This window comes from Streptococcus mitis, from assembly GCF_946188615.1.
In the GTDB taxonomy this organism is placed as follows: Bacteria; Bacillota; Bacilli; order Lactobacillales; family Streptococcaceae; genus Streptococcus; species Streptococcus mitis_BZ.
This window is the reverse complement of the sequence record NZ_CAMHVK010000003.1, coordinates 110,973-136,447: the sequence shown is the minus strand read 5'-3', so window position 1 is coordinate 136,447 and position 25,475 is coordinate 110,973. Positions and strand designations below refer to the sequence as shown.

At 40.3% G+C, this 25,475-nt stretch carries 28 protein-coding genes and 1 riboswitch; of the genes, 13 read left to right on the top strand and 15 right to left on the bottom strand.

What is annotated here, in order from left to right; genetic code table 11:
• Positions 1-4 precede the first annotated feature (4 nt).
• From OCF95_RS04135 to OCF95_RS04125, 3 genes are read left to right on the top strand one after another with little or no spacing between them, the layout of a single operon-like run.
• Positions 5-1,378 (top strand): M20 family metallopeptidase, encoded by a 1,374-nt coding sequence (locus tag OCF95_RS04135; protein WP_049546858.1) that lies wholly within the window; start codon positions 5-7, stop codon positions 1,376-1,378.
• Positions 1,371-2,432: a methionine ABC transporter ATP-binding protein gene (locus OCF95_RS04130; RefSeq protein ID WP_000085666.1), complete on the top strand. Its 1,062-nt coding sequence runs from the start codon at positions 1,371-1,373 to the stop codon at positions 2,430-2,432. The genes OCF95_RS04135 and OCF95_RS04130 overlap by 8 nt, the downstream gene beginning before the upstream one ends.
• A gap of 1 nt (position 2,433) precedes the next feature.
• Complete coding sequence (locus OCF95_RS04125) at positions 2,434-3,126, top strand: methionine ABC transporter permease (RefSeq protein ID WP_049546857.1); 693 nt, start codon at positions 2,434-2,436, stop codon at positions 3,124-3,126.
• A gap of 29 nt (positions 3,127-3,155) precedes the next feature.
• On the opposite strand, the gene OCF95_RS04120 is transcribed toward OCF95_RS04125, so the two are convergent.
• The gene (locus OCF95_RS04120) at positions 3,156-3,725 is read right to left on the bottom strand and encodes an MptD family putative ECF transporter S component (RefSeq protein WP_261104955.1); all 570 of its coding nucleotides are present in this window, start codon (positions 3,723-3,725) and stop codon (positions 3,156-3,158) included.
• Between the two features lie 134 nt (positions 3,726-3,859).
• Here OCF95_RS04120 and OCF95_RS04115 point away from each other — a divergent pair, with 134 nt between their 5' ends.
• From OCF95_RS04115 to nrdI, 5 genes are all read left to right on the top strand, one after another.
• Entirely contained in the window at positions 3,860-4,474 is a 615-nt protein-coding gene (locus OCF95_RS04115; protein WP_261056411.1) for a YesL family protein, read from the top strand.
• Complete coding sequence (locus OCF95_RS04110) at positions 4,452-6,122, top strand: sensor histidine kinase (RefSeq protein ID WP_315899053.1); 1,671 nt, start codon at positions 4,452-4,454, stop codon at positions 6,120-6,122. The genes OCF95_RS04115 and OCF95_RS04110 overlap by 23 nt, the downstream gene beginning before the upstream one ends.
• An 11-nt stretch (positions 6,123-6,133) precedes the next feature.
• On the top strand, positions 6,134-7,420 hold the full coding sequence (locus OCF95_RS04105) for a response regulator transcription factor (protein ID WP_261104953.1): 1,287 nt from the start codon (positions 6,134-6,136) through the stop codon (positions 7,418-7,420).
• A 60-nt stretch (positions 7,421-7,480) separates the two neighbouring features.
• On the top strand, positions 7,481-8,014 hold the full coding sequence (locus OCF95_RS04100; RefSeq protein ID WP_084923809.1) for an ABC transporter permease: 534 nt from the start codon (positions 7,481-7,483) through the stop codon (positions 8,012-8,014).
• A gap of 77 nt (positions 8,015-8,091) precedes the next feature.
• Positions 8,092-8,556 (top strand): class Ib ribonucleoside-diphosphate reductase assembly flavoprotein NrdI, encoded by a 465-nt coding sequence (gene nrdI / locus OCF95_RS04095; protein ID WP_084923808.1) that lies wholly within the window; start codon positions 8,092-8,094, stop codon positions 8,554-8,556.
• Positions 8,557-8,603: 47 nt separating this feature from the next.
• Here nrdI and OCF95_RS04090 read toward each other — a convergent pair whose 3' ends face one another.
• Positions 8,604-9,062 (bottom strand): DUF3021 domain-containing protein, encoded by a 459-nt coding sequence (locus tag OCF95_RS04090; protein ID WP_261104950.1) that lies wholly within the window; start codon positions 9,060-9,062, stop codon positions 8,604-8,606.
• Positions 9,059-9,499 (bottom strand): LytTR family DNA-binding domain-containing protein, encoded by a 441-nt coding sequence (locus tag OCF95_RS04085; RefSeq protein WP_261104949.1) that lies wholly within the window; start codon positions 9,497-9,499, stop codon positions 9,059-9,061. The genes OCF95_RS04090 and OCF95_RS04085 overlap by 4 nt, the downstream gene beginning before the upstream one ends.
• Positions 9,500-9,705: 206 nt before the next feature.
• On the opposite strand from OCF95_RS04085, the gene mutL reads away from it, so the two are divergent.
• Positions 9,706-11,655: a DNA mismatch repair endonuclease MutL gene (gene mutL / locus OCF95_RS04080; protein ID WP_261104948.1), complete on the top strand. Its 1,950-nt coding sequence runs from the start codon at positions 9,706-9,708 to the stop codon at positions 11,653-11,655.
• A 429-nt stretch (positions 11,656-12,084) separates the two neighbouring features.
• Here mutL and ribH read toward each other — a convergent pair whose 3' ends face one another.
• Genes ribH through ribD form a run of 4 tightly spaced genes read right to left on the bottom strand, consistent with a single transcriptional unit; the run spans position 12,085 to position 15,498 of the window.
• A complete protein-coding gene (gene ribH, locus OCF95_RS04075; RefSeq protein WP_001099498.1) occupies positions 12,085-12,552 on the bottom strand; it encodes a 6,7-dimethyl-8-ribityllumazine synthase in 468 nt (155 codons plus the stop codon).
• Positions 12,553-13,758 carry a bifunctional 3,4-dihydroxy-2-butanone-4-phosphate synthase/GTP cyclohydrolase II gene (locus OCF95_RS04070; protein WP_261104947.1) on the bottom strand — a complete coding sequence of 402 codons (1,206 nt, stop codon included), beginning with the start codon at positions 13,756-13,758 and terminating at the stop codon, positions 12,553-12,555. It abuts the gene before it with no gap.
• A 19-nt stretch (positions 13,759-13,777) separates the two neighbouring features.
• Positions 13,778-14,413: a riboflavin synthase gene (ribE, locus tag OCF95_RS04065; RefSeq protein ID WP_119947911.1), complete on the bottom strand. Its 636-nt coding sequence runs from the start codon at positions 14,411-14,413 to the stop codon at positions 13,778-13,780.
• Positions 14,398-15,498, bottom strand: a complete 1,101-nt coding sequence (gene ribD, locus OCF95_RS04060) for a bifunctional diaminohydroxyphosphoribosylaminopyrimidine deaminase/5-amino-6-(5-phosphoribosylamino)uracil reductase RibD (protein WP_261104946.1) — start codon at positions 15,496-15,498, stop codon at positions 14,398-14,400. The genes ribE and ribD overlap by 16 nt, the downstream gene beginning before the upstream one ends.
• Before the next feature lie 133 nt (positions 15,499-15,631).
• Positions 15,632-15,746: riboswitch (FMN riboswitch) on the bottom strand.
• A 156-nt stretch (positions 15,747-15,902) separates the two neighbouring features.
• Between ribD and ruvA the strand changes: the two genes are divergently transcribed.
• Complete coding sequence (gene ruvA, locus OCF95_RS04055) at positions 15,903-16,496, top strand: Holliday junction branch migration protein RuvA (protein WP_000273423.1); 594 nt, start codon at positions 15,903-15,905, stop codon at positions 16,494-16,496.
• Positions 16,497-16,505: 9 nt separating this feature from the next.
• Entirely contained in the window at positions 16,506-17,072 is a 567-nt protein-coding gene (locus OCF95_RS04050; RefSeq protein ID WP_261104945.1) for a DNA-3-methyladenine glycosylase I, read from the top strand.
• A gap of 81 nt (positions 17,073-17,153) precedes the next feature.
• Here the strand turns inward: OCF95_RS04050 and OCF95_RS04045 are convergent, their stop codons facing one another.
• The 8 genes from OCF95_RS04045 to OCF95_RS04010 all read right to left on the bottom strand — a co-directional run bounded on the left by OCF95_RS04045 (position 17,154) and on the right by OCF95_RS04010 (position 24,153).
• The gene (locus OCF95_RS04045; protein WP_000166114.1) at positions 17,154-17,417 is read right to left on the bottom strand and encodes a SemiSWEET family transporter; all 264 of its coding nucleotides are present in this window, start codon (positions 17,415-17,417) and stop codon (positions 17,154-17,156) included.
• Positions 17,418-17,522: 105 nt separating this feature from the next.
• On the bottom strand, positions 17,523-18,557 hold the full coding sequence (locus OCF95_RS04040; protein WP_261104944.1) for a S66 family peptidase: 1,035 nt from the start codon (positions 18,555-18,557) through the stop codon (positions 17,523-17,525).
• A gap of 161 nt (positions 18,558-18,718) precedes the next feature.
• Positions 18,719-19,066: a hypothetical protein gene (locus OCF95_RS04035; RefSeq protein ID WP_000331824.1), complete on the bottom strand. Its 348-nt coding sequence runs from the start codon at positions 19,064-19,066 to the stop codon at positions 18,719-18,721.
• 15 nt (positions 19,067-19,081) lie between these two features.
• Complete coding sequence (locus tag OCF95_RS04030) at positions 19,082-19,759, bottom strand: DUF1129 domain-containing protein (protein WP_153208756.1); 678 nt, start codon at positions 19,757-19,759, stop codon at positions 19,082-19,084.
• 11 nt (positions 19,760-19,770) lie between these two features.
• Positions 19,771-20,715: a magnesium transporter CorA family protein gene (locus OCF95_RS04025; protein ID WP_000815623.1), complete on the bottom strand. Its 945-nt coding sequence runs from the start codon at positions 20,713-20,715 to the stop codon at positions 19,771-19,773.
• A 160-nt stretch (positions 20,716-20,875) separates the two neighbouring features.
• Positions 20,876-22,042, bottom strand: coding sequence for a tyrosine-type recombinase/integrase (locus OCF95_RS04020; RefSeq protein WP_004255062.1), 1,167 nt, complete (start codon positions 22,040-22,042; stop codon positions 20,876-20,878).
• Positions 22,043-22,227: 185 nt separating this feature from the next.
• Positions 22,228-23,241 (bottom strand): virulence RhuM family protein, encoded by a 1,014-nt coding sequence (locus OCF95_RS04015; RefSeq protein WP_001004339.1) that lies wholly within the window; start codon positions 23,239-23,241, stop codon positions 22,228-22,230.
• A gap of 396 nt (positions 23,242-23,637) precedes the next feature.
• A complete protein-coding gene (locus tag OCF95_RS04010) occupies positions 23,638-24,153 on the bottom strand; it encodes a helix-turn-helix domain-containing protein (protein WP_004255065.1) in 516 nt (171 codons plus the stop codon).
• A 205-nt stretch (positions 24,154-24,358) separates the two neighbouring features.
• Between OCF95_RS04010 and OCF95_RS04005 the strand changes: the two genes are divergently transcribed.
• Positions 24,359-24,559, top strand: coding sequence for a helix-turn-helix transcriptional regulator (locus OCF95_RS04005; RefSeq protein WP_000040966.1), 201 nt, complete (start codon positions 24,359-24,361; stop codon positions 24,557-24,559).
• A gap of 14 nt (positions 24,560-24,573) precedes the next feature.
• Complete coding sequence (locus OCF95_RS04000; protein WP_261104943.1) at positions 24,574-25,200, top strand: Rha family transcriptional regulator; 627 nt, start codon at positions 24,574-24,576, stop codon at positions 25,198-25,200.
• The last annotated feature ends 275 nt before the right edge of the window (positions 25,201-25,475 follow it).

Below are 25,475 nucleotides of genomic sequence, written 5' to 3'. Positions count from 1 at the left end.
GAAAATGGTTTTTCCTAGTGAACAAGAACAGATTGAAAAATTTGAAAAGGATCATGTGGCCCAGCATTATTTTGAGGTTTTGCGTACCCTGATTTCTAAGAAATCGGTCTTTGCCCAGCAGGTTGGACTCAAGGAAGTCGCAAATTATCTTGGTGAGATTTTCAAGCGTGTGGGGGCTGAAGTGGAGATTGATGAGACTTATACAGCGCCCTTTGTCATGGCGCATTTCAAGAGTTCGCGTCCAGATGCCAAGACCTTGATTTTCTATAACCACTATGACACTGTGCCAGCGGATGGGGATCAGGTCTGGACAGAGGAGCCCTTTACGCTTTCGGTCCGCAATGGCTTCATGTATGGACGTGGGGTTGACGATGATAAGGGTCACATCACAGCTCGTTTGAGTGCTTTGAGAAAATACATGCAGCACCATGATGACCTGCCTGTCAATATCAGTTTTATCATGGAGGGAGCGGAGGAATCGGCTTCGACAGACCTGGATAAGTATCTAGAAAAGCATGCGGATAAACTCCGTGGTGCGGATTTATTGGTCTGGGAACAAGGAACCAAAAATGCCTTGGAACAGCTGGAAATTTCTGGTGGAAATAAGGGGATTGTGACCTTTGATGCCAAGGTTAAAAGTGCTGATGTGGATATCCACTCTAGTTATGGTGGGGTTGTGGAGTCAGCTCCCTGGTACCTCCTTCAAGCCCTACAGTCTCTTCGTGCCGCAGATGGTCGTATCTTGGTTGAAGGTTTGTACGAAGAAGTACAAGAGCCAAATGAACGTGAATTGGCTTTGGTGGATATCTATGCTCAACGAAATCCAGGAGAAATCAGCCAGATTTATGGTTTGGAATTGCCTCTCTTACAAGAGGACCGCGCAGACTTTCTAAAACGTTTCTTTTTCGAGCCAGCTCTTAATATCGAAGGGATTCAGTCAGGTTATCAAGGACAAGGAGTCAAAACGATATTACCTGCAGAAGCCAGTGCTAAGCTAGAGGTTCGTTTGGTTCCTGGCCTAGAACCGCATGATGTTCTGGAAAAAATTCGGAAACAGCTAGACAAAAATGGCTTTGATAAGGTAGAATTATACTATACCTTGGGAGAGATGAGTTATCGCAGCGATATGAGCGCACCAGCCATTCTCAATGTAATCGAGTTGGCCAAGAAATTCTATCCACAGGGCGTTTCAGTCTTGCCGACGACAGCGGGGACAGGGCCTATGCATACGGTCTTTGATGCCCTAGAGGTGCCAATGGTGGCCTTCGGTCTAGGAAATGCCAACAGCCGAGACCACGGTGGAGATGAAAATGTGCGAATCGCCGATTACTACACCCATATTGAATTAGTAGAGGAGCTGATTAGAAGCTATGAGTAGAGACATTATCAAGTTAGATCAGATCGATGTGACTTTTCACCAAAAGAAGAGAACCATCACAGCGGTCAAGGATGTGACCATTCACATTCAAGAAGGGGATATCTACGGAATCGTTGGATATTCTGGAGCAGGGAAATCAACCCTTGTACGGGTGATTAACCTCTTGCAAAAACCATCTGCAGGGAAAATTACCATTGACGACGATGTGATTTTTGATGGCAAGGTGACCTTGACGGCTGAGCAGTTGCGTCGTAAACGTCAAGATATCGGAATGATTTTCCAGCATTTTAACCTCATGAGCCAAAAGACAGCAGAGGAGAATGTAGCCTTCGCCCTCAAACACTCTGGACTTAGCAAGGAAGAAAAGAAGGCTAAAGTAGCCAAGTTGTTGGACTTGGTTGGCTTGGCAGACCGTGCTGAAAACTACCCTTCACAACTATCTGGAGGGCAAAAACAGCGTGTGGCCATTGCACGTGCCTTGGCAAATGATCCAAAAATCTTGATTTCAGATGAGTCAACTTCTGCTCTTGATCCGAAGACAACCAAGCAGATTTTGGCCTTGTTGCAAGATTTGAACCAAAAATTAGGCTTGACGGTTGTCTTGATTACGCATGAAATGCAGATTGTCAAAGACATTGCCAACCGTGTGGCAGTTATGCAGGATGGGCATTTGATTGAAGAGGGCAGTGTTCTTGAAATCTTCTCAGACCCTAAACAACCTTTGACCCAGGACTTTATCTCAACAGCCACTGGCATTGATGAAGCCATGGTTAAGATTGAGAAGCAGGAAATCGTGGAACATTTGTCTGAAAACAGTCTCTTGGTGCAACTCAAGTATGCGGGTGCTTCAACAGACGAGCCACTTTTGAATGAATTGTACAAGCATTATCAAGTAACGGCTAATATCCTTTATGGAAATATCGAAATTCTTGATGGCACTCCTGTTGGAGAATTAGTTGTGGTCTTGTCAGGTGAAAAAGCAGCGCTAGCAGGCGCCCAAGAAGCCATTCGTCAAGCAGGCGTACAACTAAAAGTATTGAAGGGAGGACAGTAAGATGGAATCATTGATTCAAACCTATTTGCCAAATGTCTATAAAATGGGCTGGGCTGGTCAGGCAGGCTGGGGAACAGCCATCTACCTAACCCTTTATATGACAGTTCTTTCCTTCGTCATCGGAGGTTTCTTGGGGCTTGTTGCAGGTCTCTTCCTTGTCTTGACAGCGCCAGGTGGTGTTTTGGAGAATAAGGTCGTTTTCTGGATTTTAGATAAGATTACCTCTATTTTCCGTGCGGTTCCTTTCATCATCCTCTTGGCAATCTTGTCTCCCCTTTCTCACTTGATTGTGAAGACAAGTATCGGGCCAAATGCAGCCCTTGTCCCACTTTCTTTTGCAGTCTTTGCCTTCTTTGCCCGTCAGGTGCAGGTGGTCTTGGCTGAACTGGATGGCGGTGTCATTGAGGCAGCTCAAGCTAGCGGAGCGACATTCTGGGATATCGTAGGTGTTTACCTATCAGAAGGTCTTCCAGATTTGATCCGTGTGACGACTGTGACCTTGATTTCCCTTGTTGGGGAAACAGCTATGGCGGGGGCAGTTGGAGCTGGTGGTATCGGTAACGTAGCCATCGCTTATGGATTTAACCGCTACAATCACGATGTGACCATCTTGGCAACCATCATTATCATTTTGATTATCTTTGCAATCCAATTCTTGGGAGACTTCTTGACCAAAAAATTGAGTCATAAATAAAAAAGAGCCGTGTGGCTCTTTTTTAGTAATCAGATTTTCTGTGCCAATTTTTTACTCAAGGCTTGTCCAATCAAGGCACCCACTAGGGCTCCGATGACAATACTTGCGATAAATAGAAGGACGGTTCCAGGATTTAGCGCGACCATGATACGGTCGATATATTCTTGGGATTTTCCTCTTGCTAGAAGGGTTGCCATATAGGTTTTGGGCGCAATCCACATAAGTAGGATTGGTCCTGATGTGCTAAAGGCAAAGAGAATAAAAGAAAGGAAGTTCTTTGTTTGATCTTTATATTTTCCTAAAAGAGCTACTCCATCTGCTAGGAGGCCACAGATAATTCCAGGAAGGAAGGCACCGGCACCGTGTTTAGTTCCCAAGAAAAAGAGAGCAATGACAAGGCCGATAGTGGTAATGGCTCCAAAACGTGGAACTTTTGCGATTAGAGTCATATAGACGCTACCGCCGACAAGGGCAGTAAAGGCAGGCGCATAAAACATGTTTCCAGTTTGGTCAAAGAGATTTCCCAAAAGGACACCAATCCCCATGGAGAGGAAGTAAAGAACTGCAAAGAGCAGTGTAGTTAAGATAGATTTCTTCATGAATTGTCTCCTGATAATTTTTTCACAATTCTCATTGTACCACGGTTTGGTGGGATTGTAAATGGATACTAGAAGTTTTTGAAAACGCTTGAAATATGATATAATGGTTTCATAGTTATTTTTAGGGGGATATTATGGGGAGATTTTTAGACTTTGTCTTTAATCGTTTCTTTTTAGGAATGATTGCGACAGCCTTCTTTTGGCTATTAACTTTAGCAGGAGGGATTATCCTTGGTCTAGCGCCGGCTAGTGCCACCTTAATGAGCTTATATGCAGAACATGGTTATAGCTTTCGGGAATACAGTTTGAAGGAGGCTTGGTCTCTTTATAAGCAAAATTTTGTTTCAAGCAACCTGATTTTCTATAGCTTTTTAGGGGTGGATTTAGTTTTGATCTATGGCCTGTATCTCTTGGTGCAATTGCCTCATCAGACTATTATTCATTTGATTGCGACCTTTTTGAATGTTCTAGTAGTTGCCCTGATCTTTTTGGCTTATACAGTATCTTTGAAATTACAAGTTTATTTTGATTTGTCCTATCGAAATAGTCTCAAACTATCCTTGATTGGCATCTTTATGAGTCTAGCAGCTGTGTCCAAGGTTCTCCTTGGAACTGTGCTACTTGTGGCAATTGGTTACTATATGCCTGCCCTACTTTTCTTTGTAGGAATTGGGATGTGGCATTTCTTTATCAGTGATATGTTGGAACCGGTCTATGAAAGTATCCATGAAAAATTGGCGACAAAATAGAATGAAGCAGTTTTGGCTACATACGCTTCTAAGAACCTACAGTTCAGTTATGATGATTATTATTGCGAGTTTTGCAATCTTACTCTCTTACGCTGACTGGGATTCACGGGAAAAGGAAGCTCAAAGAGTAGCCCAGCGTGTAACCACTCGAACAGTCGATGAGGTGGAGTATTATTATCGGGAATCAGCCCAACTGGCGCAAGATTTAGTAGCCAATCAAGACCGGATACAAGGGGTTTATAAGTACTTTAGCTTGTCAACTTCTGAGTATTTTTATTGGCTGTTGGAGCATCAAGCAGCTTCGTCAACTTCTATTTCTCTGTATGAAAACATTGATGATCTTTATGTCCAAAATGACTCTATAACGGGTGTTGCAATCGTCTTACAGGATTTTAAAGAAGTTTATGTTTCAACAAGGGATAAAAGAAGTGGTCATGTCTTGCCTGCTGAGGCCTTTAAACCAGAGGCCAATAGTTTTGGCATTCCAGTTCTGGACCCAGCAACGGATCAATCTATAGGAGTGATTTACATCTCCTTGGATCCAGAAGTCTTATATCATGCCATTGACAATACCCGAGGTCATATCCCGATGGCTGTGACTGTGACATCACCATTTGATACGGAGATTTTTCATATTGGTGAGAGGGTCAATAGGGAACATGAGAACTGGTTTGTCGGTTTTACCTCTCATGGATATCAGGTTCAGGTGGCAGTTCCTAAAAACTTTGTTTTACAAGGAACAGTGGCTAGCTCTGCTTTGATTGTGGGCTTGAGCCTTCTCTTTATTGTCATTCTCTATCTGACTTTGAGGAAGACTTTTGCTAATTATCAAAAGCAGGTAGTGGACCTGGTGGATTCCATCCAAGCTATTGCCAAAGGACAAGAAGGTCTTCGCATTGATACGCTTGAAAAGGATCAGGAATTGCTCTTAATCGCAGAGACCACCAATGATATGTTGGATCGATTGGAAAAGAATATCCATGATATTTACCAGTTAGAACTCAGTCAAAAAGATGCCAATATGCGAGCCCTGCAGGCGCAAATCAATCCTCACTTCATGTACAATACTCTGGAGTTCTTGCGTATGTACGCAGTCATGCAGAGTCAAGATGAGTTGGCAGATATCATTTATGAATTCAGTAGTCTCTTGCGTAACAATATTTCCGACGAAAGAGAAACCCTTCTCAAACAGGAATTAGAATTTTGTCGTAAATATAGCTATCTCTGCATGGTTCGCTATCCCAAGTCCATTGCCTATGGTTTCAAGATAGACCCAGGGTTAGAAAATATGAAGATTCCTAAGTTTACCTTGCAACCGCTGGTAGAAAATTATTTCGCGCATGGTGTTGACCACAGACGGACAGATAATGTGATTAGCATCAAGGCTCTTAAACAGGATGGTTTTGTGGAAATTTTGGTGGTCGATAATGGCCGTGGAATGTCGACTGAAAAGCTGGTCGATATCCGAGAAAAATTAAGTCAGAGACATTTTGAACACCAGGCCAGCTACAGTGATCAAAAGCAGTCTATCGGGATTGTCAATGTCAATGAGCGTTTTGTGCTCTATTTTGGGGACCGCTATGCTATTACTATAGATTCTGCAGAGCAAGCAGGTGTTCAGTATCGTATCACAATTCAAGATGAGTAGAAAGGGAGAAAATGTATAAAGTATTATTAGTAGATGATGAGTACATGGTGACAGAAGGTCTGAAACGTTTGATTCCCTTTGATAAGTGGGATATGGAGGTCGTCGCAACAGCTAGTCATGCCGATGAAGCCCTAGAATATGTTCAGGAAAATCCTGTCGATGTGGTCATTTCCGATGTCAATATGCCCGACAAAACAGGGCTTGATATGATTCGGGAGATGAAAGAAATCTTACCAGATGTTGCCTATATCCTGCTCTCAGGTTATCAGGAGTTTGATTATGTCAAAAGAGCAATGAACCTTAGTGTGGTGGACTATCTGGTCAAACCTGTTGATAAGGTAGAGTTGGGTAATCTGCTAGAGAAGATTGCAGGTCAGCTCGGCGAGAGAGGGAAGAAAAGTCAGACCCTTAGTCAAGATTTAGATGAGGCCGGATTTGTTAGTTATTTAGGGGATAAGGAGAATTGGTGGATAGGTCTATCCAAGGAAAAACAAGGTTCTTTCACCATTCCCTACTATGTCTTGGGTCAAGACTGGCAGATTTTTATTTCTGATCAACCCCTAGATGGTTTAGTCGTTACTCCCTTTGAAGCTCCTTATCAAGAACACTTTGAACGCTGGAAGCTGAATGCTGAGAAAGCCCTCTTTTACGGTTCTGTAAATCTAAAACAGTCTGAGAGTCTCTTTGCCTATTATGAACCGATTTATAGGGTTATCATTCAGGGGAATCTCAATCAAATCGTGGAAGAGTTGAACCTTTTGGAGAAGGTGGTTCTTGAAAATACGCCGCGTGTTCCCATTACCAAACAGCTTTTTATCCAGTTTGTCATGGATGTCTTTCATTTGTTTGAACACCTAAAAGCTGATGATATGACGGACATTGTCAAAACGATTCATGCTATTCAAACCTTTGATGAATTGGTTCCTTATATCAAGGAAACTCTGACCCGATTCTTTGGACAATATCGAATGAATGAAAATGTGGTTAGTGTGCTAGAAGTCATTGGGCGTGATTATCAAAAAGAACTTTCCCTCAAGGATATCAGTAAGGATCTTTTTATCAATCCTGTCTATCTGGGTCAGTTGATTAAGCGAGAAACCAATTCTACCTTCGCAGAGTTACTAAATAAACAACGCATTAAGGCTGCCCAGCAGCTCTTACTTTCGACTAGTGACAGTATCGAAGATATTTGTTATGCTGTTGGTTACAGTAATGTTGGATATTTCTATAAAGTGTTCCGAAAATTGTGCGGAAAATCACCAAAAGCCTACCGAAAACAGGTAGAAACGATACTATAAAATTTGTATCCCTTTACAAAAAGTGCTATAATATCAATAATAACATCAGGAGGTTCTATCATGAAAAAGAAACCAATTTATCTATGGGTCTTGCTAATCTTGTCTGCTCTTATTTCAGCTATGTCTCTGTTTGGAATGTTGAGTCCCTTGCCTAGCAAAGAAGTCCTTCGTGCTAAACAGTCACATGTTGCAGGACTTAGTGCCCAGCAATTAGAAGACAACATCAATTACACCTATAGAGTAGCAGAATCATCTCATTCTATTTTTAATATGGCCTTGATTGTACTATCTGCTATTTTAGTTGTAGTAGCGATTGTCTTCCTTATTCGTAAAAATTTGCAATATGCAAACTATACTTATGTTGGCTATGTTTTGCTAGCCATTATTGGTTCGATTTATGGCTATGTTAGTTTACAAGACGCTGTGCAGTTAGTTCACGATGAGACCATGCGTTTAGGGATAAGTGTTATTTCACAAGCTGTTAGCATTTTCTATATCGTCATCAATGTTCTTTTCTTAGCCCTTGTCTTCTATAAGATGTGGCGTCAACAGAAAGCCTTGGCGGAAGAAGAGGAAACCGAAGAACTTGCCTAAGTATTGACAAAAAATAACTATCAAGTTACAATCTTGGTAGTTATTTTTCGATTATAGATAAAATCATGGAGGTACATATGAAGACAATTTCTTTAGTTTATATTAGTCTGAGTGGCAATACTGAAAGTTTTGTGACACGCTTGAAAGACTATCTCTTGTCCCAGTACGATGGAATTGAGGTCCAAAAGATTCATATCAAGGATTTGGTCAAGGAAGGCCAAGATTTCTATGAAATGGACCATCCCTATGTCGCTTTTTTACCGACCTACCTAGAAGGTGGGAATGGCGTGGATAACGGAGATGTCGAGATTTTGACGACACCAGTAGGGGATTTTATCGCCTATGGTGACAATGCTAGTAAGTGTTTTGGTGTGGTTGGTTCAGGAAATCGTAACTTTAATAACCAATACTGCCTGACAGCCAAGCAATATAGTCAACGTTTTGGCTTCCCTGTATTGGCTGATTTTGAAATGCGAGGTATGCTGGGAGATATCAAACGTGTCGCAGCTATTATCGCAGATTTGTATGAGTTGGAAAGTTAAGCTTAGGCTTAGCTTTTTTATTATTCCAAGTGGTTTTATCAGCACTCTTACTTTTTATGCTTCAAGAGTTGATTGATATGGTCTACTTTTTTTGATGCTCTTTTATAGGAAATAGTCCAAATGATGAGGTAGACAATCGCAAACTCGATAATGAGCTGGAGATAGAAGATCCAGTGGAAGGGGAACCAACCTGCTAGGGTCGCTAGTGGGACAAAGCCAGCCAGCATAAGGAAGAAATGGGTCAGAGTGGCACGGAGCATGCTCCAATCACGGCTGAATAAGCGGTTGCCAAAGTTGAAGAGAATACCGATAGCTGCCCAAATAAGTGTGCAGTAGAGCAAGACCAGGGCACCGTGAACCTGATGCTGAGCCATCACTTGGCCGATGATAGAGTAGGGGTTTAGTGGTGCGTAGGTATTTGGTGCATAAATGAGTGAAAAGATGATAGAGAGGATGAGGCCGATGAGGACACCAGCAGTTGCGTCGTGGAAGATTTGTTTTTTCATAGTTCTAATTTCTCCTTGATGGTTTTTAGATAACGGCGTGAAGAATAGGTGAAGCTTTCGTTTTTTAGAAAGATTTCTACCAGACCGTTGGGCGTGAGCTTGAGATGAGAGATGGAGTTGATATTGATGATTTCGGATTGGGAAATTTGGATAAAATTGGTTGGCAGAATTTCAAGGACTTGATAGAGTCGTAAGTCAATGGTGTAGGTCTGACTAGCTGTTTCTGCTAGAACCTTCCGATTCTCGATATAGAAGCGTTGAATCTTGCCAATCTCAACTAGATAGACCTGAACATCGATTTTCCCTTTGATTTTTTCTTTTTGGTCCAGATTTTCTGCGAACTCGATGACTTTTTGGACTTTCTCGGTTTCTTGAGGTGCTTGGACAATCAGCTTTTCCTCCTCGTAAGACTCGCTAATCTGTAGTTCTACTTTCATAAATTTCTCTCCTTGTTTTTCATACAAAATTGTGATCACTTCTTGTACACCTTTATTAAACACTATTTTATATCCTATGACAAGTGACTTTGTCTATGTGGAGGGATTTGGCTTCTATGTGGTGCTAGCTTTTCTGTCCTATCTGAAATATGGTATAATAGCACTAATCAATTTCTAGGAAAATAGATACAGAAAGGGGCTGAAAGATGTCTCATATTATTGAATTGCCAGAGGTGTTGGCAAATCAGATTGCGGCAGGAGAGGTTATCGAACGTCCTGCCAGTGTGGTCAAAGAGTTGGTAGAAAATGCCATTGACGCTGGCTCTAGTCAGATTATCATTGAGATTGAGGAAGCTGGTCTCAAGAAAATTCAAATCACAGATAATGGTCACGGAATTGCTCACGATGAGGTGGAATTGGCTCTGCGTCGCCATGCGACTAGTAAGATAAAAAATCAGGCAGATCTCTTTCGGATTCGGACGCTTGGTTTTCGTGGTGAAGCTCTGCCCTCTATCGCATCTGTCAGTGTACTGACTCTGTTGACGGCGGTGGATGGTGCAAGTCACGGGACCAAGCTAGTTGCGCGTGGGGGAGAAGTTGAAGAAGTCATCCCAGCGACTAGTCCTGCGGGAACCAAGGTTTGTGTGGAGGATCTCTTTTTCAATACGCCTGCCCGCCTTAAGTATATGAAGAGCCAGCAAGCAGAGTTGTCTCATATCATTGATATTGTCAATCGTCTGGGCTTGGCCCATCCTGAGATTTCTTTTAGTTTAATCAGTGATGGCAAGGAAATGACACGGACAGCTGGGACTGGGCAACTGCGCCAAGCAATCGCAGGGGTTTACGGTTTGGCGAGTGCCAAGAAGATGATTGAAATTGAGAATTCTGACCTAGATTTCGAAATTTCAGGTTTTGTGTCCTTGCCTGAGTTGACTCGAGCTAATCGCAACTATATCAGTCTCTTCATCAATGGCCGTTATATCAAGAACTTCCTGCTCAATCGTGCAATTCTAGACGGCTATGGCAGTAAGCTCATGGTAGGCCGTTTTCCACTGGCTGTCATTCATATCCATATCGACCCTTATCTAGCGGATGTCAATGTGCATCCAACCAAGCAAGAAGTACGGATTTCCAAGGAAAAAGAACTGATGGCATTGGTCTCAGAAGCCATTTCCAAGAGCCTCAAGGAACAAACCTTGATACCTGATGCCTTGGAAAATCTTGCCAAATCGACTGTGCGCAATCGTGAGAAAGTCGAGCAAACTATTCTCCCACTCAAAGAAAATACGCTCTACTATGAGAAAACTGAGCCGTCAAGGCCCAGTCAAGCTGAGGTGGCTGATTATCAGGTAGAATTGACTGATGAAGGACAGGATTTGACCCTGTTTGCCAAAGAAACTTTGGACCAATTGACCAAGCCAGCAAAACTGCATTTTGCAGAGAGAAAGCCTGCTAATTATGACCAATTAGACCATCCAGAGTTAGATTTGGCCAGTTTGGATAAGGCTTATGACAAGCTGGAGCGAGAAGAATCTTCAAGTTTCCCAGAGTTGGAATTTTTCGGGCAAATGCATGGGACTTATCTCTTTGCTCAAGGGCGAGATGGGCTCTACATCATAGACCAACATGCGGCTCAGGAACGGGTTAAGTACGAGGAGTACCGTGAAAGCATTGGTAATGTTGACCAGAGCCAGCAGCAACTCCTAGTGCCCTATATCTTTGAATTTCCAGCGGATGATGCCCTTCGTCTCAAGGAAAGAATGGCACTTTTAGAGGAAGTTGGAGTCTTTCTAGCAGAGTACGGGGAAAATCAATTCATCCTACGTGAACATCCTATTTGGATGGCAGAGGAGGAAATCGAGTCAGGCATCTATGAGATGTGCGACATGCTCCTTTTGACCAAGGAAGTTTCTATCAAGAAATACCGAGCAGAACTGGCTATTATGATGTCCTGCAAGCGATCTATCAAGGCCAATCATCGTATTGACGATCATTCGGCCAGACAGCTGCTTTATCAGCTCTCTCAATGTGACAATCCCTACAACTGTCCCCACGGACGTCCTGTTTTGGTGCATTTCACCAAGTCGGATATGGAAAAGATGTTCCGACGTATTCAGGAAAATCACACTAGTCTTCGTGAATTGGGGAAATATTAATACTCTTTGAAAATCTCTTCAAACCACGTCAGCGTCCCATTACCGTACTCAAGTACAGCTTGCGGCTAGCTTCCTAGTTTGCTTTTTGATTTTCATTGAGTATACAAAGTACAAAAAGTCTGGGAAAAATTTTCAAAATAAGAAAAACGCATAAAATCAGGTGTTCAAAAACCTTGATTTTATGCGTTTTATCATGGAAATATTTACTTTTTTTCTTCCGAATACTCGTCAAAAATCTCTTTAAACTATGTCCGTTTTATCAGTAATCTCAAAATAGTGTTTTGAGCTAATTCTGCCAGTTTTGTCTGTAACATCGAAGCTGTGTTTTACCAATCTGCGACTGACTTCCTAGTTTGCTCTATGATTTTCATAGAGTATTAAATTGCGATTTTGCTTAGTTTCTTTATTCGTTTAAAAGTAGAGTCTGTTCTATGCGTCCAATGTGCGAATTAGGTTGACCATTTCAATAGCTCCTTGTGCACACTCAGAACCCTTATTTCCTGCTTTAGTGCCAGCTCGCTCTATGGCTTGTTCAATTGTATCTGTCGTTAGCACACCAAACATAACTGGGATTTCGCTATTTAAACTGATTTGGGCGATTCCCTTAGATACCTCGCTACATACATAATCATAATGACTTGTACTACCTCTAATGACAGCTCCCAAGCAGATAATTGCATCATATTTTTTACTTTTTGCCATTTTTGATGCAATCAGTGGTATTTCAAAAGCTCCTGGAACCCAGGCTACCTCGATATCTTTCTCGTTTACATTCTCCCTTTTGAGATTATCTAGTGCTCCAGATAATAATTTTGAAGTTATAAATTCATTAAATCTCGCTACAACAATACCTATTTTAATATCGTTCGCTACTAAATTACCTTCATAAGTGTTCATTTATTTTTCCTCCATATTTAAAATGTGACCCATTCGATTTTTCTTTGTTTCTAAATAAAAACTATCATAAGGATTGGCTTCTATTTCGATTGGTATTCTACTGGAAATGGTAATTCCATATTTTTCTAACTGTTCAACCTTGTCAGGATTATTTGTCAGTAAATGTAGTGACTGTAGTCCCAGGTCTTTAAGCATTTGTGCTCCAATATGATATTCTCTTAAATCACCTTCAAAGCCTAATGCAAGATTGGCATCAAGCGTATCCATTCCTTGATCTTGTAAATGATAGGCTTTTAATTTATTGATAAGTCCAATTCCTCGTCCCTCCTGTCGCAAGTAAAGTAAGACACCTGAACCATTTTCAGCAATCATTTTCATAGCTTTATCGAATTGCTGTCCACAATCGCACCGTAAAGAGCCTAAAACATCTCCTGTTAAACATTCAGAGTGGACCCGACATAATACATTGGTTCCATCCTCTATATTTCCCATAATAAGAGCAAGATGATGTTCCCCATTTAGTTTATCTATATAGCTAATTGCTTTGAAATTACCGTATCTAGTAGGCATATTGACAGTTGAAACTCGTTCTACCAGCTGATCATATATTTTCCTATATTCTTGTAATTCTTTGATGGTAATTAGTGGAATGTTGTGTTTCTTCGAGAACTGAATTAAATCATCTGTTCTCATCATTTTGCCATCATGATTCATTATTTCACAACATAGGCCACACTCTTTTAGTCCAGCTAATTTTAATAAATCAACAGTTGCTTCTGTGTGTCCATTTCTTTCTAGAACACCACCTTTTTTTGCAATTAAAGGAAACATGTGTCCTGGCCTGCGAAAATCAGAGGGTCTTATATCTTCAGCTACACACATACGTGCGGTCAGTCCTCTTTCCTCGGCAGAAATACCTGTGGTCGTTTCTTTATAATCAATTGAAACTGTAAAAGCAGTCTTATGATTATCTGTATTGTTTTCAACCATAGGTGAAAGCATTAATTGATTAGCTAAACGTTCGCTCATAGGCATACAAATTAATCCTTTGGCATAAGTAGCCATGAAATTAACATTTTCAGTTGTAGCTGCTTGTGCAGAACAAATTAAGTCTCCTTCGTTTTCTCTATCCTTGTCGTCTATAACAAGAACAAGTCGTCCCTTCTGCAATGCTTCTAATGCTTCTTGTATTTTTCGATATTCCATTGACTGATCATCCTTTCTGCTAAAATCCATTTTGATATAATAGTTCCTTAGATATTTCTGATTTTGGAGAATTATCCATCAGTTTTTGCACATATTTACCTAAGATATCATTTTCAAGATTTACTGTACTCCCGACTTGTTTACTCTTAAGAATGGTTTGTTCCAAGGTATGAGGGATAACAGATACTGAAAAGTTTACTTTGGAGACTTTAGCGACAGTCAGACTAATGCCGTCAATTGTAATAGATCCTTTTTCAACTATTAAATCTAAAATTTCTTTTTGTGTGTTGATTTGATACCATACAGCATTATCATCTTTTTTTATTGACGAGATTTTTCCTGTACCATCAATGTGTCCTGTAACGACGTGACCCCCAAGTCGACCGTTGACAGATAAGGCTCTTTCTAGATTCACCTCACTTCCATGTTTTAATAAGGTAAGAGCTGTTCGACTCCATGTTTCATTCATTACATCAACTGTAAAGGCTTGATGATTGAAATGAGTAACTGTAAGACAGATACCATTTACTGCTATACTATCGCCTAAATGAATATCCGTTAATATTTTTGAGGCTTTAATTGATAGTTTGCAATTACGAGAGTCTTTCTGTATTCTTTCAACTTTTCCGATTTCTTCAATTATTCCTGTGAACATGGATAAATCACTTCACTTTCTATGAGATAGTCATTTCCTATTTGAGAAAAAGCATAAGGTTTCAAGCTAATAGCGTCATTTGGCAAAGAAATACCTTCGCCTCCGACAGGAAACTTGGCACTGCCTCCAAAAATTTTTGGTGCAATATATATTTTCAGCTCATCAACAATTTGTTGTTCCAAAGCACTCCAATTCATTAGACTGCCCCCTTCTAGAAGTAGGCTATCAATCTGCATGTTTCCTAGATGTTGCATTAAATCCGATAAGTCTATATGATTGCCTTTTTTCTTTATGGAAAGTATTTCACAGCCATGATTTTGATATAGCTTCATTTTATTTTTTTCCTCAGAGGAAGTGGCAATGTAAGTTTTAATATCATTTGCTGTTTTTACGATTTTAGAGGTAAGAGGAGTTCGTAAATGTGTATCGCATATGATACGGATAGGATTTTTCCCTTCCTCCAATCTACATGTCAGCAAAGGATCGTCTTGAATAACAGTATTGACTCCCACCATAATCGCACTGACATAGTGTCGTAACTGATGCACATGCTTTCTTGCCTCTTCTCCAGTAATCCATTTGGATTGATTTGTTTTAGTGGCTATTTTTCCATCCATTGTCATTGCATATTTCATAAAAACATAGGGGACATGCTGGGTAATATACTTTCTAAAACTTTTTATTAAGTTAAGACACTCATTTTCTAAAACTCCAACAGTAACTTGAAGATTATTTTCCTCAAGTATCTTTACTCCTTTTCCAGATACAATAGGGTTGCAGTCTAGGCTTCCAATGACTACTCTTGTAATACCACTATCAATTATAGCGTCTATACAAGGAGGTGTTTTCCCAAAGTGACAACAGGGTTCAAGTGTTACATAAAGCGTCGCTCCTACAGGGGATTCTCTACAGTTTTTAAGAGCATTTCTCTCAGCATGTGGGCCACCAAAAAACTCATGATATCCTTGTCCGATAATGTGATTATCTTTTACAATAACTGCGCCGACCATAGGATTGGGATTGACGTAACCAGCCCCTTTTTGTGCCAGTTTTATTGCTAATTGCATATATTTTGAGTCGCTCATCTCACTGCCTCCAAAAAAATATACCTTGAATAGGGGACTATTCAAGGCATATAAAAGAAAACTTATGCGATTAACAAAAATGCTCTGAAATGACAAGTAATCATTTCAGAGCACGCAAAAAGCACAAATATACTTTTATCTTCTTTCATCCAGACTATACTGTCGGCTTTGGAATTTCACCAAATCATGCCTTTCGGCTCGTGGGCTATACCACCGGTAGGGAATTGCACCCTGCCCTGAAGATAGTTATTCAATTACAGATGATTATAGTACTTAATTTTGAATATGTCAACAGATAAACATAAATTATTTTTGATATATTGTATTTGTGATAATCGATTCTCGCTCCTCGGATAAAGAAAATATGATATACTAGATAAACGAAATAAGAGAAAAGGAAAACTATGTACGAATATTTAAAAGGAATCATTACCAAAATCACTGCCAAATATATTGTTCTTGAAGTCAACGGTATCGGCTATATCCTGCATGTGGCCAATCCATATGCCTACTCAGGACAGGTCAACCAAGAAGCTCAAATTTATGTGCATCAGGTGGTGCGTGAGGATGCTCATCTGCTTTATGGATTTCGCTCAGAAGACGAGAAAAAGCTCTTTCTCAGTCTGATTTCGGTCTCTGGGATTGGGCCTGTATCAGCTCTTGCTATTATCGCTGCTGATGACAATGCTGGCCTGGTTCAAGCTATTGAAACCAAGAATATCACCTACTTGACCAAGTTCCCCAAAATTGGCAAGAAAACAGCCCAGCAGATGGTGCTGGACTTGGAAGGCAAGGTAGTAGTTGCAGGAGATGACCTTCCTGCCAAGGTGGCAGTGCAAGCTAGTGCTGAAAACCAAGAATTGGAAGAGGCTATGGAAGCCATGTTGGCGCTGGGTTACAAGGCAACCGAGCTCAAAAAAATCAAGAAATTCTTTGAAGGAACGACAGATACAGCTGAGAACTATATCAAGTCAGCCCTTAAGATGTTGGTCAAATAGGAGCAGAGCATGACAAAACGTTGTTCGTGGGTCAAGATGACCAATCCGCTCTACATTGGCTATCATGATGAGGAGTGGGGCCAACCCCTCCATGATGACCAAGCATTGTTTGAGTTGTTGTGTATGGAAACCTATCAGGCAGGCCTGTCTTGGGAAACGGTGCTCAACAAACGCCAAGCTTTCCGAGAAGCCTTTCATGGCTATCAAATTCAAGCGGTCGCAGAGATGACCGACACCGAATTGGAAGACTTGCTGGAGAATCCAGCCATTATCCGAAATCGAGCGAAAATTTTTGCTACACGCGTTAACGCCCAAGCATTTCTACGACTACAGGCAGAGTACGGCTCTTTTGATGCCTATCTTTGGTCTTTTGTTGAGGGGAAAACTGTCGTTAACGATGTTCCTGATTATCGCCAAGCCCCAGCTAAAACACCCTTGTCTGAGAAATTAGCCAAAGATCTCAAAAAAAGAGGTTTCAAGTTCACAGGCCCAGTCGCCGTCCTGTCTTTTCTACAAGCAGCAGGGCTGGTTGATGACCATGAGAATGATTGTGAGTGGAAAAGCAGGAATCAGTGAGTATAGGTAATTAGAATATCTGAGAATATAGAAAAAAGCTGAGAAACTTTTCCCAGCTTTTTATATATACTATTAGATTTGTTAGAGTGAAGTCAAAAAAGTGATTCCACCTAAAATAACACCAGCTGAATTTGGAATGATTAGTATCCAATCCTTCTTAGGTTCCTTTGTCCATCCATAAATAACCCAGATTAAGCAAGATATAGCAGCTGATAAAGGTTGAAATGGTTGAGCTTTATTTCCCTGTAAATTAGCGATAATTTGAGGTATGTAGGCAATAAATACTATAATTCCAATAAAGGCACCAATAGAACCTACGATTCGATTAATTTTTTGTTTTGTCATATACACCTCCTTCAAAAGGATATCATAGAAATTAGCGAAATGCAATAAATTCAGATACAAATTGTAACGAAAACGAATACAAAAGCACAAAAATAGAGAAACTATTTATTTTTTGTTATAGTCAAAGCGAATGACTTGTTCCTGTGCATCTACATGAGCATGGACCCCAAAGGGTACAATTGCTCTTGGAGTTGCGTGGCCGACATTCAGATTATAGACAATCGGGATATTGCTGTCAATGATATCCAATAGTGCCTCTTTATAGTCGTCATAGAAAGTTTCATCCATAGGTTTTCCGACCAGGAGTCCACTGATGGCCTCGAATATACCAGTGTTCTTTAAAGTTTGCAACATCTTTTTGAAGTCTTTCGGCTTAGGCTTTTCTTCGCTTGTTTCTAGTAAGAGGATTTTTCCTTCCCAGTCTGACAAGTCAGGGAAAAGTTTGTATTTTTGGCAGAGCTCCGTGCTATCTGTGTATCGAGAGTTGTCAAAGATATCGTAGAGAGATTCGAGGCAACCACCGAGGATTTTTCCCTCGAATTGGGCATTTCCTTGCAACAACTCAAAACCGGTATTTGTATGACTGACACGAGGTGTCCCCAGAGCTTTGGGACTAAAATCAGTTCGTTCCTCATACCAAACATTGCTAGGGCGAATTTCTGAGATTCTTCCTGTCTCAATCAATTCTTTAAAGTAGTGAAGGCTATAGGGCGACATCTCCTTGTCTAATTCACAAATGTCTGCTAAAAAGGATTGACCATAAAAAGTCTTGATTCCTAGTTTATGCAACATGAGATGGTTCATGGTTGTATCTGAGAAGCCAAGAAATATTTTTTGGTTGATAACCTTTTGTAGTTGGTCATTTTCAAAAAGATAAGGTAGTAAGCGATAGGTATCGTCTCCACCGATGGCGCATAGGATCATGTCGATGCTATCATCAGAAAAGGCATGAATCAAATCCTCTGCACGAGCTTCAGGATGGTCCTTGATAAAGTCTAATCCTTTTAGCGAATGAGGCAAAAAGGTAGGATTGAGTCCCAGGTTCTTGAGACGTTGGACACCCAAGTCCACTTCGTGTTTGACAAAGTCCTCTCCGATAATGCCACTAGATAAACTAACAACACCAATAGTAGAAACCATATTTCTTCCTCCTAGAAATTGATTGAGCCTATTTTATCATAAAAGATGGGAGAAAACTATAGGGAAAAGGGTAGAGGGAAGCTTGTAGGCAAGCAAGTGAAAAAGCAACCGCTGGTGCAGTTGCTTTTCGTTTTCTAATCAGTAATCTCGCTAGATATGAGTTACTTGGTCAACTCTTGATTATAGGAGAGAGCCAAATCAATCCAGTAAGGCAATTCTTTTTGGCCTTCTATATCTAAGTCTATATACCCATGATAAAGGCGCCCCCTCATCAATGTAGTATGAGCTCCTGTTCGGGGTAGAACTTGCTTCTCCATTTCCTTGCCAATTCTGACCATAACCAGTTCATCCTTTCTGGAACTGACAGTAAGGACCATTTTACCACGAATCATAAAGGCCAGGCCACCAAACAGCTTCTTTTCTTCTAGCTCTTCTTCGAAAATTTGGGGAGGAAGTTTGAGCGCTAGAATTTTTCGAATCTGCTGAGCTAAAGATTGACTATATGCCATAGCTCTTTCCTTTTCTTAGTAACGTGTTGGTCCTGCACTTGCGCTACGGATATTCAAGCGTTTCTTGAGATAGAAGCGAAGGGCTAGGAGGGCTGCTCCGATAATAGCCAGTGGCACTGGAGCAAGTACTGGGTTAAGGCTAGCTGGTAGGAAGCTTGTTGCAAAGAAGACAAGCAACCAAAGGAACATAGAAGCTAGGATAACCAGTACAGATTTCCAGAAAGGTGGACGTTGGCTGCGGTCCATATCTGGTCCATAGTATTGGTAAACAAAGTAGTACATCAAGTAGAAGGCAAATCCACCAACAAGTCCAACTAGCAGGAGAGTGACAAGTCCATAGCCGAAAGCCTGATCTGCTGCAAAGAAGGTTGTGAGGGCGCTGACGAGGGCAAAGAGGCTAGTGATGAAAAGGGCTGAGTCCATAATCATGAGTTTCGGATCATCATTTTCTTTTGGATGCTCTTTTTCATATTGTTCCTTGACAGTGAAACTATGAGCCCAGTGGGTCGGTGCGCCATAGAGGGAACGAGCAGTCGTACCCTTGGCTTGCTCCTCAAGGATTTGGGGAATAACTGCCTCAAAGATAGCCTTGATTTCAGCGTCTGTTTTTCCATCTTTGATGAATTGTTGGGTAGCGATGTGGATAAACTCTTGGTTTTTCTTTGTTAATTTTTGTAGATCAATCTGAGACATAGGAACTCCTCTTAGAACCATTTTTTATGGATGAGATAGAGAGTGAGCGAGACACTCATAGCAAAGGCGATAAAGACGATTAACCAGAAGGCATTTGGCTCACCGTTTAGGGGGATTTCATTATCCTTAAAGTTCATCCCGTAGGCAGAAAAGACCATGGTTGGGATGGACATGACGATGGTCACAAGGGCCAAGGTTTTCATAATGTTGTTCTGGTTGTTAGAAATGATAGAGGCGAAGGTCTCTGTCATAGAATGCAAGACGTTTCCATAAATGTCTGCCATCTCGATGGCCTGTTGGGTTTCAATCAGGGTGTCTTCAAGCAGGTCTTCGTCCTCAAGGTATTTCTTGATATTGCTGGTTGAGCTGGTCAATTTCTTAATCACACGCTCATTTGTTTTGAGGGAAGCCTTGAAATAGACGATGGTTTTTTCCAATTCCATGAGCTCAATCAATTCTTCATTACGAGTTGATTGATGCAGTTGACTTTCGATTTGTTCACTCTTACGGTCAATCGAACGAAGGGCTGTTAGGTAAAGCTCTGCATTGCGATAGAGAATCTGGAAGATAAAACGCGAACGCATGAAGGTATAGAAATTACGCAAACGACGGTTGATAAAGACATCGAGGACTGGTAATGGTTCCAAACAAGTAGTGATAATGGTTTCCTCGGTGATGATAATACCAAGCGGGATGGTTACGTAGTAGGTGCGGTTATTTCTTTCTTCTGTGACCGGCACGTCAACGATAATCAGGGTGTACTCGTCTTCAATTGTAATACGAGACATTTCTTCTGCATCGAGCGGTGCTCGAAGGTCGGCAATATCGATATCGAAGGCATTAGCGATTTCGAGTGATTCATTTTGAGTTGGATTAACGAGATTGATCCAAGTACCCGGTTCAAGCGTATCGATCTCTTTAAATTCAGTTGTTGTAGAGAGAAAAACTTGTTTCATATCCCTTATCCTTTCTCATTTTTCAGATTTTTTCACACCGTACTATTATACTACAAAATCGGCCTTTTTCAAAATAAATCTAACAAAAATCCTGTTGCTATTGGATTTTTACTTTGTCTTGAGATGTTGATTTTTAAATTTGCTCCCCTTTTTGCTCCCCCTATAGTGCTTTTAGTGCAGTTTCGTAGAATGATACTGCTTTTTTTGCGTTCTCTTTTGAGAGGTGACTATATATATCCATGGTCATTGATAAAGTGGAATGACCTAGACGGTACTGGAGTTCCTTGTATGGTATTCCAGAGTTAAGCAAGAGACTAGCGTGAGTGTGACGGAATCCATGAAAGCCAATGTTAGGAACATCAGCACGCTTAAAATGTGTTTGCAATCTTCTTTTAAGTCTTGAACTGCTAGGATACTCATGAATGAAATCCGAAAATACCACGCTTTCACGTTGTCCTATCTTCCAGGCCTCTTTAGTTTGGCGTAGTTTGTATTGCTTTAGCATGCTAACAGTCGCTTGATCTATATCTATATCCCGATAACTAGCCTTAGATTTTGGGCTATTGATTTCTAGATCACGATTTAGTGTTTTGGTAATATGTACAACGGCATTATCTAAGTCAATATCAGACCAGCTAAGCGCTAGAGCCTCATTGATACGGCAACCAGTAGCCAATAGGAACTTATAGAGCGTCGTCTCATAGTAATAACGGTATCTATGAGTATCTAAATTATCGAGATAACTAAGAAATTTTTTTAGTTCTTGATTTTCAAAGTGCTTTACTTTTTTCCGCTTTGCTTTCTGAGTGTTACGAGGTAAAACAACATCACGCGCAGGATTGGACGGTATAGCTTGCATGGTTACGCCATACTGTAAGATACGTTTGTTTAAAGCGTGTATCTTGTCATAATGTAGAAAAGCCCCTTTTTCCCCTCTATTAGTCTTGTCAGCAAGTTCGTTGATAATTGACTGAATAAGTGGAGTAGTGAGCTTATCGAGCTTGTAAGCCCCAAAAATAGGCAATATATGATTATCAATTAGCTTTCTAACATTGCCTTGAGTGTTTGGCTTAACCGTATTCTTATAACTTTCTAACCAGAGATTAGCTAATTCTTGATAGTTTTTTATGGTGCTAGCCTTTTGTCTAGTGGATCCTGCTTTTTGAAAAGCAATTTTTTCTTGAGTAGCTTTCTGCTTAACTTCCTTTTGTGTCCGCCCCGTTACCTTAGTTTTAACTTTCTTTCCTGTTACCTGGTCAACTCCTAAATATACATTAGCACGATAGACTTTGCTACCGTCTTTTTTTATAACTTCAGTTATTTTCATGATGATAAACCTTTCTAAAATACATCAGCAGGCAAGCCATTATCAAAAAGGTTTTATATCATGCTAGGGCTTCACAATTTGCCCTGTATTCGATTTTAAATAGTCAGACGGTAAATAATACCAGAATAAAAAACAAGGCGGATATGGGGCTAATATGAGCTTGTTTATAGTAAACAGGCCTGTATTTAAAGTTTTTTATCGTCAGTTAGCTGTTTTAAAGTTTTTTCAAAGTCCGAGTTTATCTTTTGAGTTTTATTGAATAGTTGGTATTCTGCTTTCGCTTTATCTTTCGCAACCTTGGAAGTGATTTTCCCATGACCTTCTAAAATATCGTATTCTTGGAAAGTCAAAAAGCGGTCAATGCTTTGGGCTAGTTGTTGCATTGTCTGAGCTTTTCGCTGTTCTATCTGTCTTTCCAGATAATCAAAATAGCTAGATATTCCTCTTTCAAGGGAACGGATTTCTGTTTCTGAAAGGTAATTCTTTGCTATTTGGGTATCTGCTTGCAGTATGCGACCATTAGGGGAGTTTTTCCATGTTGTAAGTCCCATGTTGTCTTTTGTATGGTCAGCTTTCGTGTAGATAATTTCCGCAGCAGTTTGGCCAGTGATTGCATAATGAAACTTATTCTGTACATCAGCATAGAATTGCTTAGTCAACGTACTTTGTGGATCATAGTCAATAGAAATTTCTGCAAAAATATCTGTAATCTGTAACCATATACGGCGTTCACTAGCCCGGATAGAGCGCACGCGCTCCAACAGCTCACGGAAATAGTCTTTTTCCAGCAAGTTTTCGCCTTGTTTCAGACGGTTGTCATCCATGGCGAACCCTTTTATCATGTACTCACGAAGTACCGAAGTAGCCCACTGTCTAAATCTCGTAGCTTTTTGGGAATTGACACGGTAACCAACTGAAATGATGGCATCAAGGTTGTAGTAGCTGACATCCTTAGTTTGGGTTTTATCAGCAATTGCACCGTGTTTTGTGGTTATTTCCATTTTGGAAACAACCACCTTTTCTTCTAATTCTCCCTCTTCAAAGATATTTTTTAAGTGCTTACTAATTGCAGGAACACCGACATCGAAAAGTCTAGCCATTTCTTTCTGACTAGCCCAAATCGTTTCACCTTTGATGATGACACTAGCTGTCTCGCTATCGTTGTCAGCGGTATAGATTAAAAATTGTAATTCGTTCATGAGATCCTTTCTAAAACATTGTGAGTAGTTGACTTTTGTTGACATCAACAAAATTAGTAGATATGGGGCTTATATTGGGTTGAAGCTTGAGTGAACCACGAGAATCCACGCGCTTCAGGATTGTTGAACATTGTGGCGCGTGGTATGGTGTAAGTCGCTTTTTAAATGCAAGAGTGGTATAATAATGTTGTAAATACCTAACCTTTCGCTTATTTTCAGTTAGGTACTATTAGACAAGTTGGCAGTAGCTAGCTTGTCTTTTTTGTTGCTATTTTGCAATTTTGCCGTTTTTTGCGCTTTAGTCTGTAAAATTGGCTTTCTATTCTTCAATTTCCTCTGTTTTTGCACAATAGACAATGAAAAAGATGGTTGCTATTGGCGAATATGGGGGGATTTTTATCTTCCTCTCATAGCTAATAATTCAATAGTTTTACCTATATTTTCTTGTTCAGTTTCTGTTAGTATGCTCCATAAAGCTATAAATTTTTGTAATCTAGCAGGGAGAAATAGAAACGAGCTATAAAAGTCTTCACGGTGCTTTACAACTATTTCGGGAGGTACGGCAGTATTTTTATAGCTTTCATAAAATTGTTTATCAATATACTCATAAAAATCTTTTGTTCTTTCTCCGATTAGCTCTTTTATCTCTTGGGTGAGGAATGTTTCAACATCAGGATAGTTTGAAAAAATTGTTTTATCCAATGCTTTTTCTAATTCTCTATACTCACTATACCCCAACAGATATCCAACGCTTACGCCGAAGTAGTCAGCAAGTTGTTGGGCTTTTTCTGGTTTGATTTGGCTTTCTCCGTTTTCCCAATTTTGAAGAGTACGATAATGAACCCCAATATTTTCAGCTAACTCTTTTTGAGATAGCTTTTTTTCTTGTCTTAATTCTTTCAATCTATTCATGTTTTATCACACCTTTCACAGATGATTATATACTATATCTTAGAAAAAGTACATTTTTTTTGTGCAAAAATTAAAAAAATAGTTGACAACAGAAAAAACATTGTGTATCATATAATTCAAGCACAGAAAAAATGTGCAAACCCCTCCAACCTTTCACGCTTTCAATCTATTCATGGAGGGGGATTTTTTAGAAAGGGGGAAAGCTATGAGTAAACTACGAGGCTATCGAGTTATGTTAGGACTAACTCAGCAACAAATGGCGGATAAGCTAAAAATTTCTTTGCAGTCATACAACAACAAAGAATTAGGTAAAACGCCATTCAATGACAAAGAACGCCTAGCGATTAAGTCAATGGTTGCAGAAATCAAATCAGATATAACCATAGATGAACTATTTTATAGCTAGAAAGGAGCAAACCGATGGAACTAGTCTATATGGACGGTAAAAAAGAGCCGTATACTACGAGTGCAATCATAGCTGAATGCGCTGGAATAAAACACCACGCAATACAGGAACACATTAGAAAACAAATTGGACGACTGGAGCAATTTGGAAAGGTGTCATTTAAAATGCGACCTTTACAAAGTGGACAACAGGCAAAAGATTATATTTTGAATGAGCAACAAGCAACATTACTGATCACATTCTTGAAGAACACCGAGCAAGTGGCCAACTTCAAAACCAACCTAGTCAAAGCATTCTTTGAAATGCGTGAGGAACTTTCTAAGTTTCGTATGCAGAGGGCGCTAGAAAAGCCAAAAAGAAAAACCTTGCATGACAGTATTGAGAATTGGGAACAAGCCCCAAAGTACCCGCATAGCACCATGAACAACCTGCTACTAAAAGCAGTAACCGACAGGAACGCTAAGCAGTTAAGGGAAGAACGTGGGGGATACAATGGCATTGATAGCTTGACCAGTGACGAGCTGGAGCAATACCAAGCATTTGAGGATATGGTAATAGCCATGATTGGCTTGAATATGAGTTACCAAGAAATCAAGGCTATGGCATTCAGAAATAAAAAAACACGCCAAAGAAGCGCGTGATTGCAACAAAAAAGGCTTAGCAATAACCACACCGCAAAGCCTTTCACACTAACACTAAAACGAATTTAACAAAGCAGGCAAGCTATTATCAAAGAGGTTTTAGTAAAGATTTATACCTAGATTATAGCATATTTAGGGCAATTTGACCATACGGAGAGCGCCAACTCTTAAAACTGGTACTTTCTCACGCTTTCAATTTGGCGAGTCTGAGCGTGAGGATTAGCGTTATAAGAAACAACTCAAAAAGCCTCACGTTCAGAAATTTGGCGACCGAG

Bases quoted from the DNA above. Each gene is read 5' to 3' on its own strand.
- OCF95_RS04135 (WP_049546858.1), top strand. From the start codon at position 5: ATGGTTTTTCCTAGTGAACAAGAACAGATTGAAAAATTTGAAAAGGAT.
- OCF95_RS04130 (WP_000085666.1), top strand. From the start codon at position 1,371: ATGAGTAGAGACATTATCAAGTTAGATCAGATCGATGTGACTTTTCAC.
- OCF95_RS04125 (WP_049546857.1), top strand. From the start codon at position 2,434: ATGGAATCATTGATTCAAACCTATTTGCCAAATGTCTATAAAATGGGC.
- OCF95_RS04120 (WP_261104955.1), bottom strand. From the start codon at position 3,725: ATGAAGAAATCTATCTTAACTACACTGCTCTTTGCAGTTCTTTACTTC.
- OCF95_RS04115 (WP_261056411.1), top strand. From the start codon at position 3,860: ATGGGGAGATTTTTAGACTTTGTCTTTAATCGTTTCTTTTTAGGAATG.
- OCF95_RS04110 (WP_315899053.1), top strand. From the start codon at position 4,452: ATGAAAAATTGGCGACAAAATAGAATGAAGCAGTTTTGGCTACATACG.
- OCF95_RS04105 (WP_261104953.1), top strand. From the start codon at position 6,134: ATGTATAAAGTATTATTAGTAGATGATGAGTACATGGTGACAGAAGGT.
- OCF95_RS04100 (WP_084923809.1), top strand. From the start codon at position 7,481: ATGAAAAAGAAACCAATTTATCTATGGGTCTTGCTAATCTTGTCTGCT.
- nrdI (WP_084923808.1), top strand. From the start codon at position 8,092: ATGAAGACAATTTCTTTAGTTTATATTAGTCTGAGTGGCAATACTGAA.
- OCF95_RS04090 (WP_261104950.1), bottom strand. From the start codon at position 9,062: ATGAAAAAACAAATCTTCCACGACGCAACTGCTGGTGTCCTCATCGGC.
- OCF95_RS04085 (WP_261104949.1), bottom strand. From the start codon at position 9,499: ATGAAAGTAGAACTACAGATTAGCGAGTCTTACGAGGAGGAAAAGCTG.
- mutL (WP_261104948.1), top strand. From the start codon at position 9,706: ATGTCTCATATTATTGAATTGCCAGAGGTGTTGGCAAATCAGATTGCG.
- ribH (WP_001099498.1), bottom strand. From the start codon at position 12,552: ATGAACACTTATGAAGGTAATTTAGTAGCGAACGATATTAAAATAGGT.
- OCF95_RS04070 (WP_261104947.1), bottom strand. From the start codon at position 13,758: ATGGAATATCGAAAAATACAAGAAGCATTAGAAGCATTGCAGAAGGGA.
- ribE (WP_119947911.1), bottom strand. From the start codon at position 14,413: ATGTTCACAGGAATAATTGAAGAAATCGGAAAAGTTGAAAGAATACAG.
- ribD (WP_261104946.1), bottom strand. From the start codon at position 15,498: ATGAGCGACTCAAAATATATGCAATTAGCAATAAAACTGGCACAAAAA.
- ruvA (WP_000273423.1), top strand. From the start codon at position 15,903: ATGTACGAATATTTAAAAGGAATCATTACCAAAATCACTGCCAAATAT.
- OCF95_RS04050 (WP_261104945.1), top strand. From the start codon at position 16,506: ATGACAAAACGTTGTTCGTGGGTCAAGATGACCAATCCGCTCTACATT.
- OCF95_RS04045 (WP_000166114.1), bottom strand. From the start codon at position 17,417: ATGACAAAACAAAAAATTAATCGAATCGTAGGTTCTATTGGTGCCTTT.
- OCF95_RS04040 (WP_261104944.1), bottom strand. From the start codon at position 18,557: ATGGTTTCTACTATTGGTGTTGTTAGTTTATCTAGTGGCATTATCGGA.
- OCF95_RS04035 (WP_000331824.1), bottom strand. From the start codon at position 19,066: ATGGCATATAGTCAATCTTTAGCTCAGCAGATTCGAAAAATTCTAGCG.
- OCF95_RS04030 (WP_153208756.1), bottom strand. From the start codon at position 19,759: ATGTCTCAGATTGATCTACAAAAATTAACAAAGAAAAACCAAGAGTTT.
- OCF95_RS04025 (WP_000815623.1), bottom strand. From the start codon at position 20,715: ATGAAACAAGTTTTTCTCTCTACAACAACTGAATTTAAAGAGATCGAT.
- OCF95_RS04020 (WP_004255062.1), bottom strand. From the start codon at position 22,042: ATGAAAATAACTGAAGTTATAAAAAAAGACGGTAGCAAAGTCTATCGT.
- OCF95_RS04015 (WP_001004339.1), bottom strand. From the start codon at position 23,241: ATGAACGAATTACAATTTTTAATCTATACCGCTGACAACGATAGCGAG.
- OCF95_RS04010 (WP_004255065.1), bottom strand. From the start codon at position 24,153: ATGAATAGATTGAAAGAATTAAGACAAGAAAAAAAGCTATCTCAAAAA.
- OCF95_RS04005 (WP_000040966.1), top strand. From the start codon at position 24,359: ATGAGTAAACTACGAGGCTATCGAGTTATGTTAGGACTAACTCAGCAA.
- OCF95_RS04000 (WP_261104943.1), top strand. From the start codon at position 24,574: ATGGAACTAGTCTATATGGACGGTAAAAAAGAGCCGTATACTACGAGT.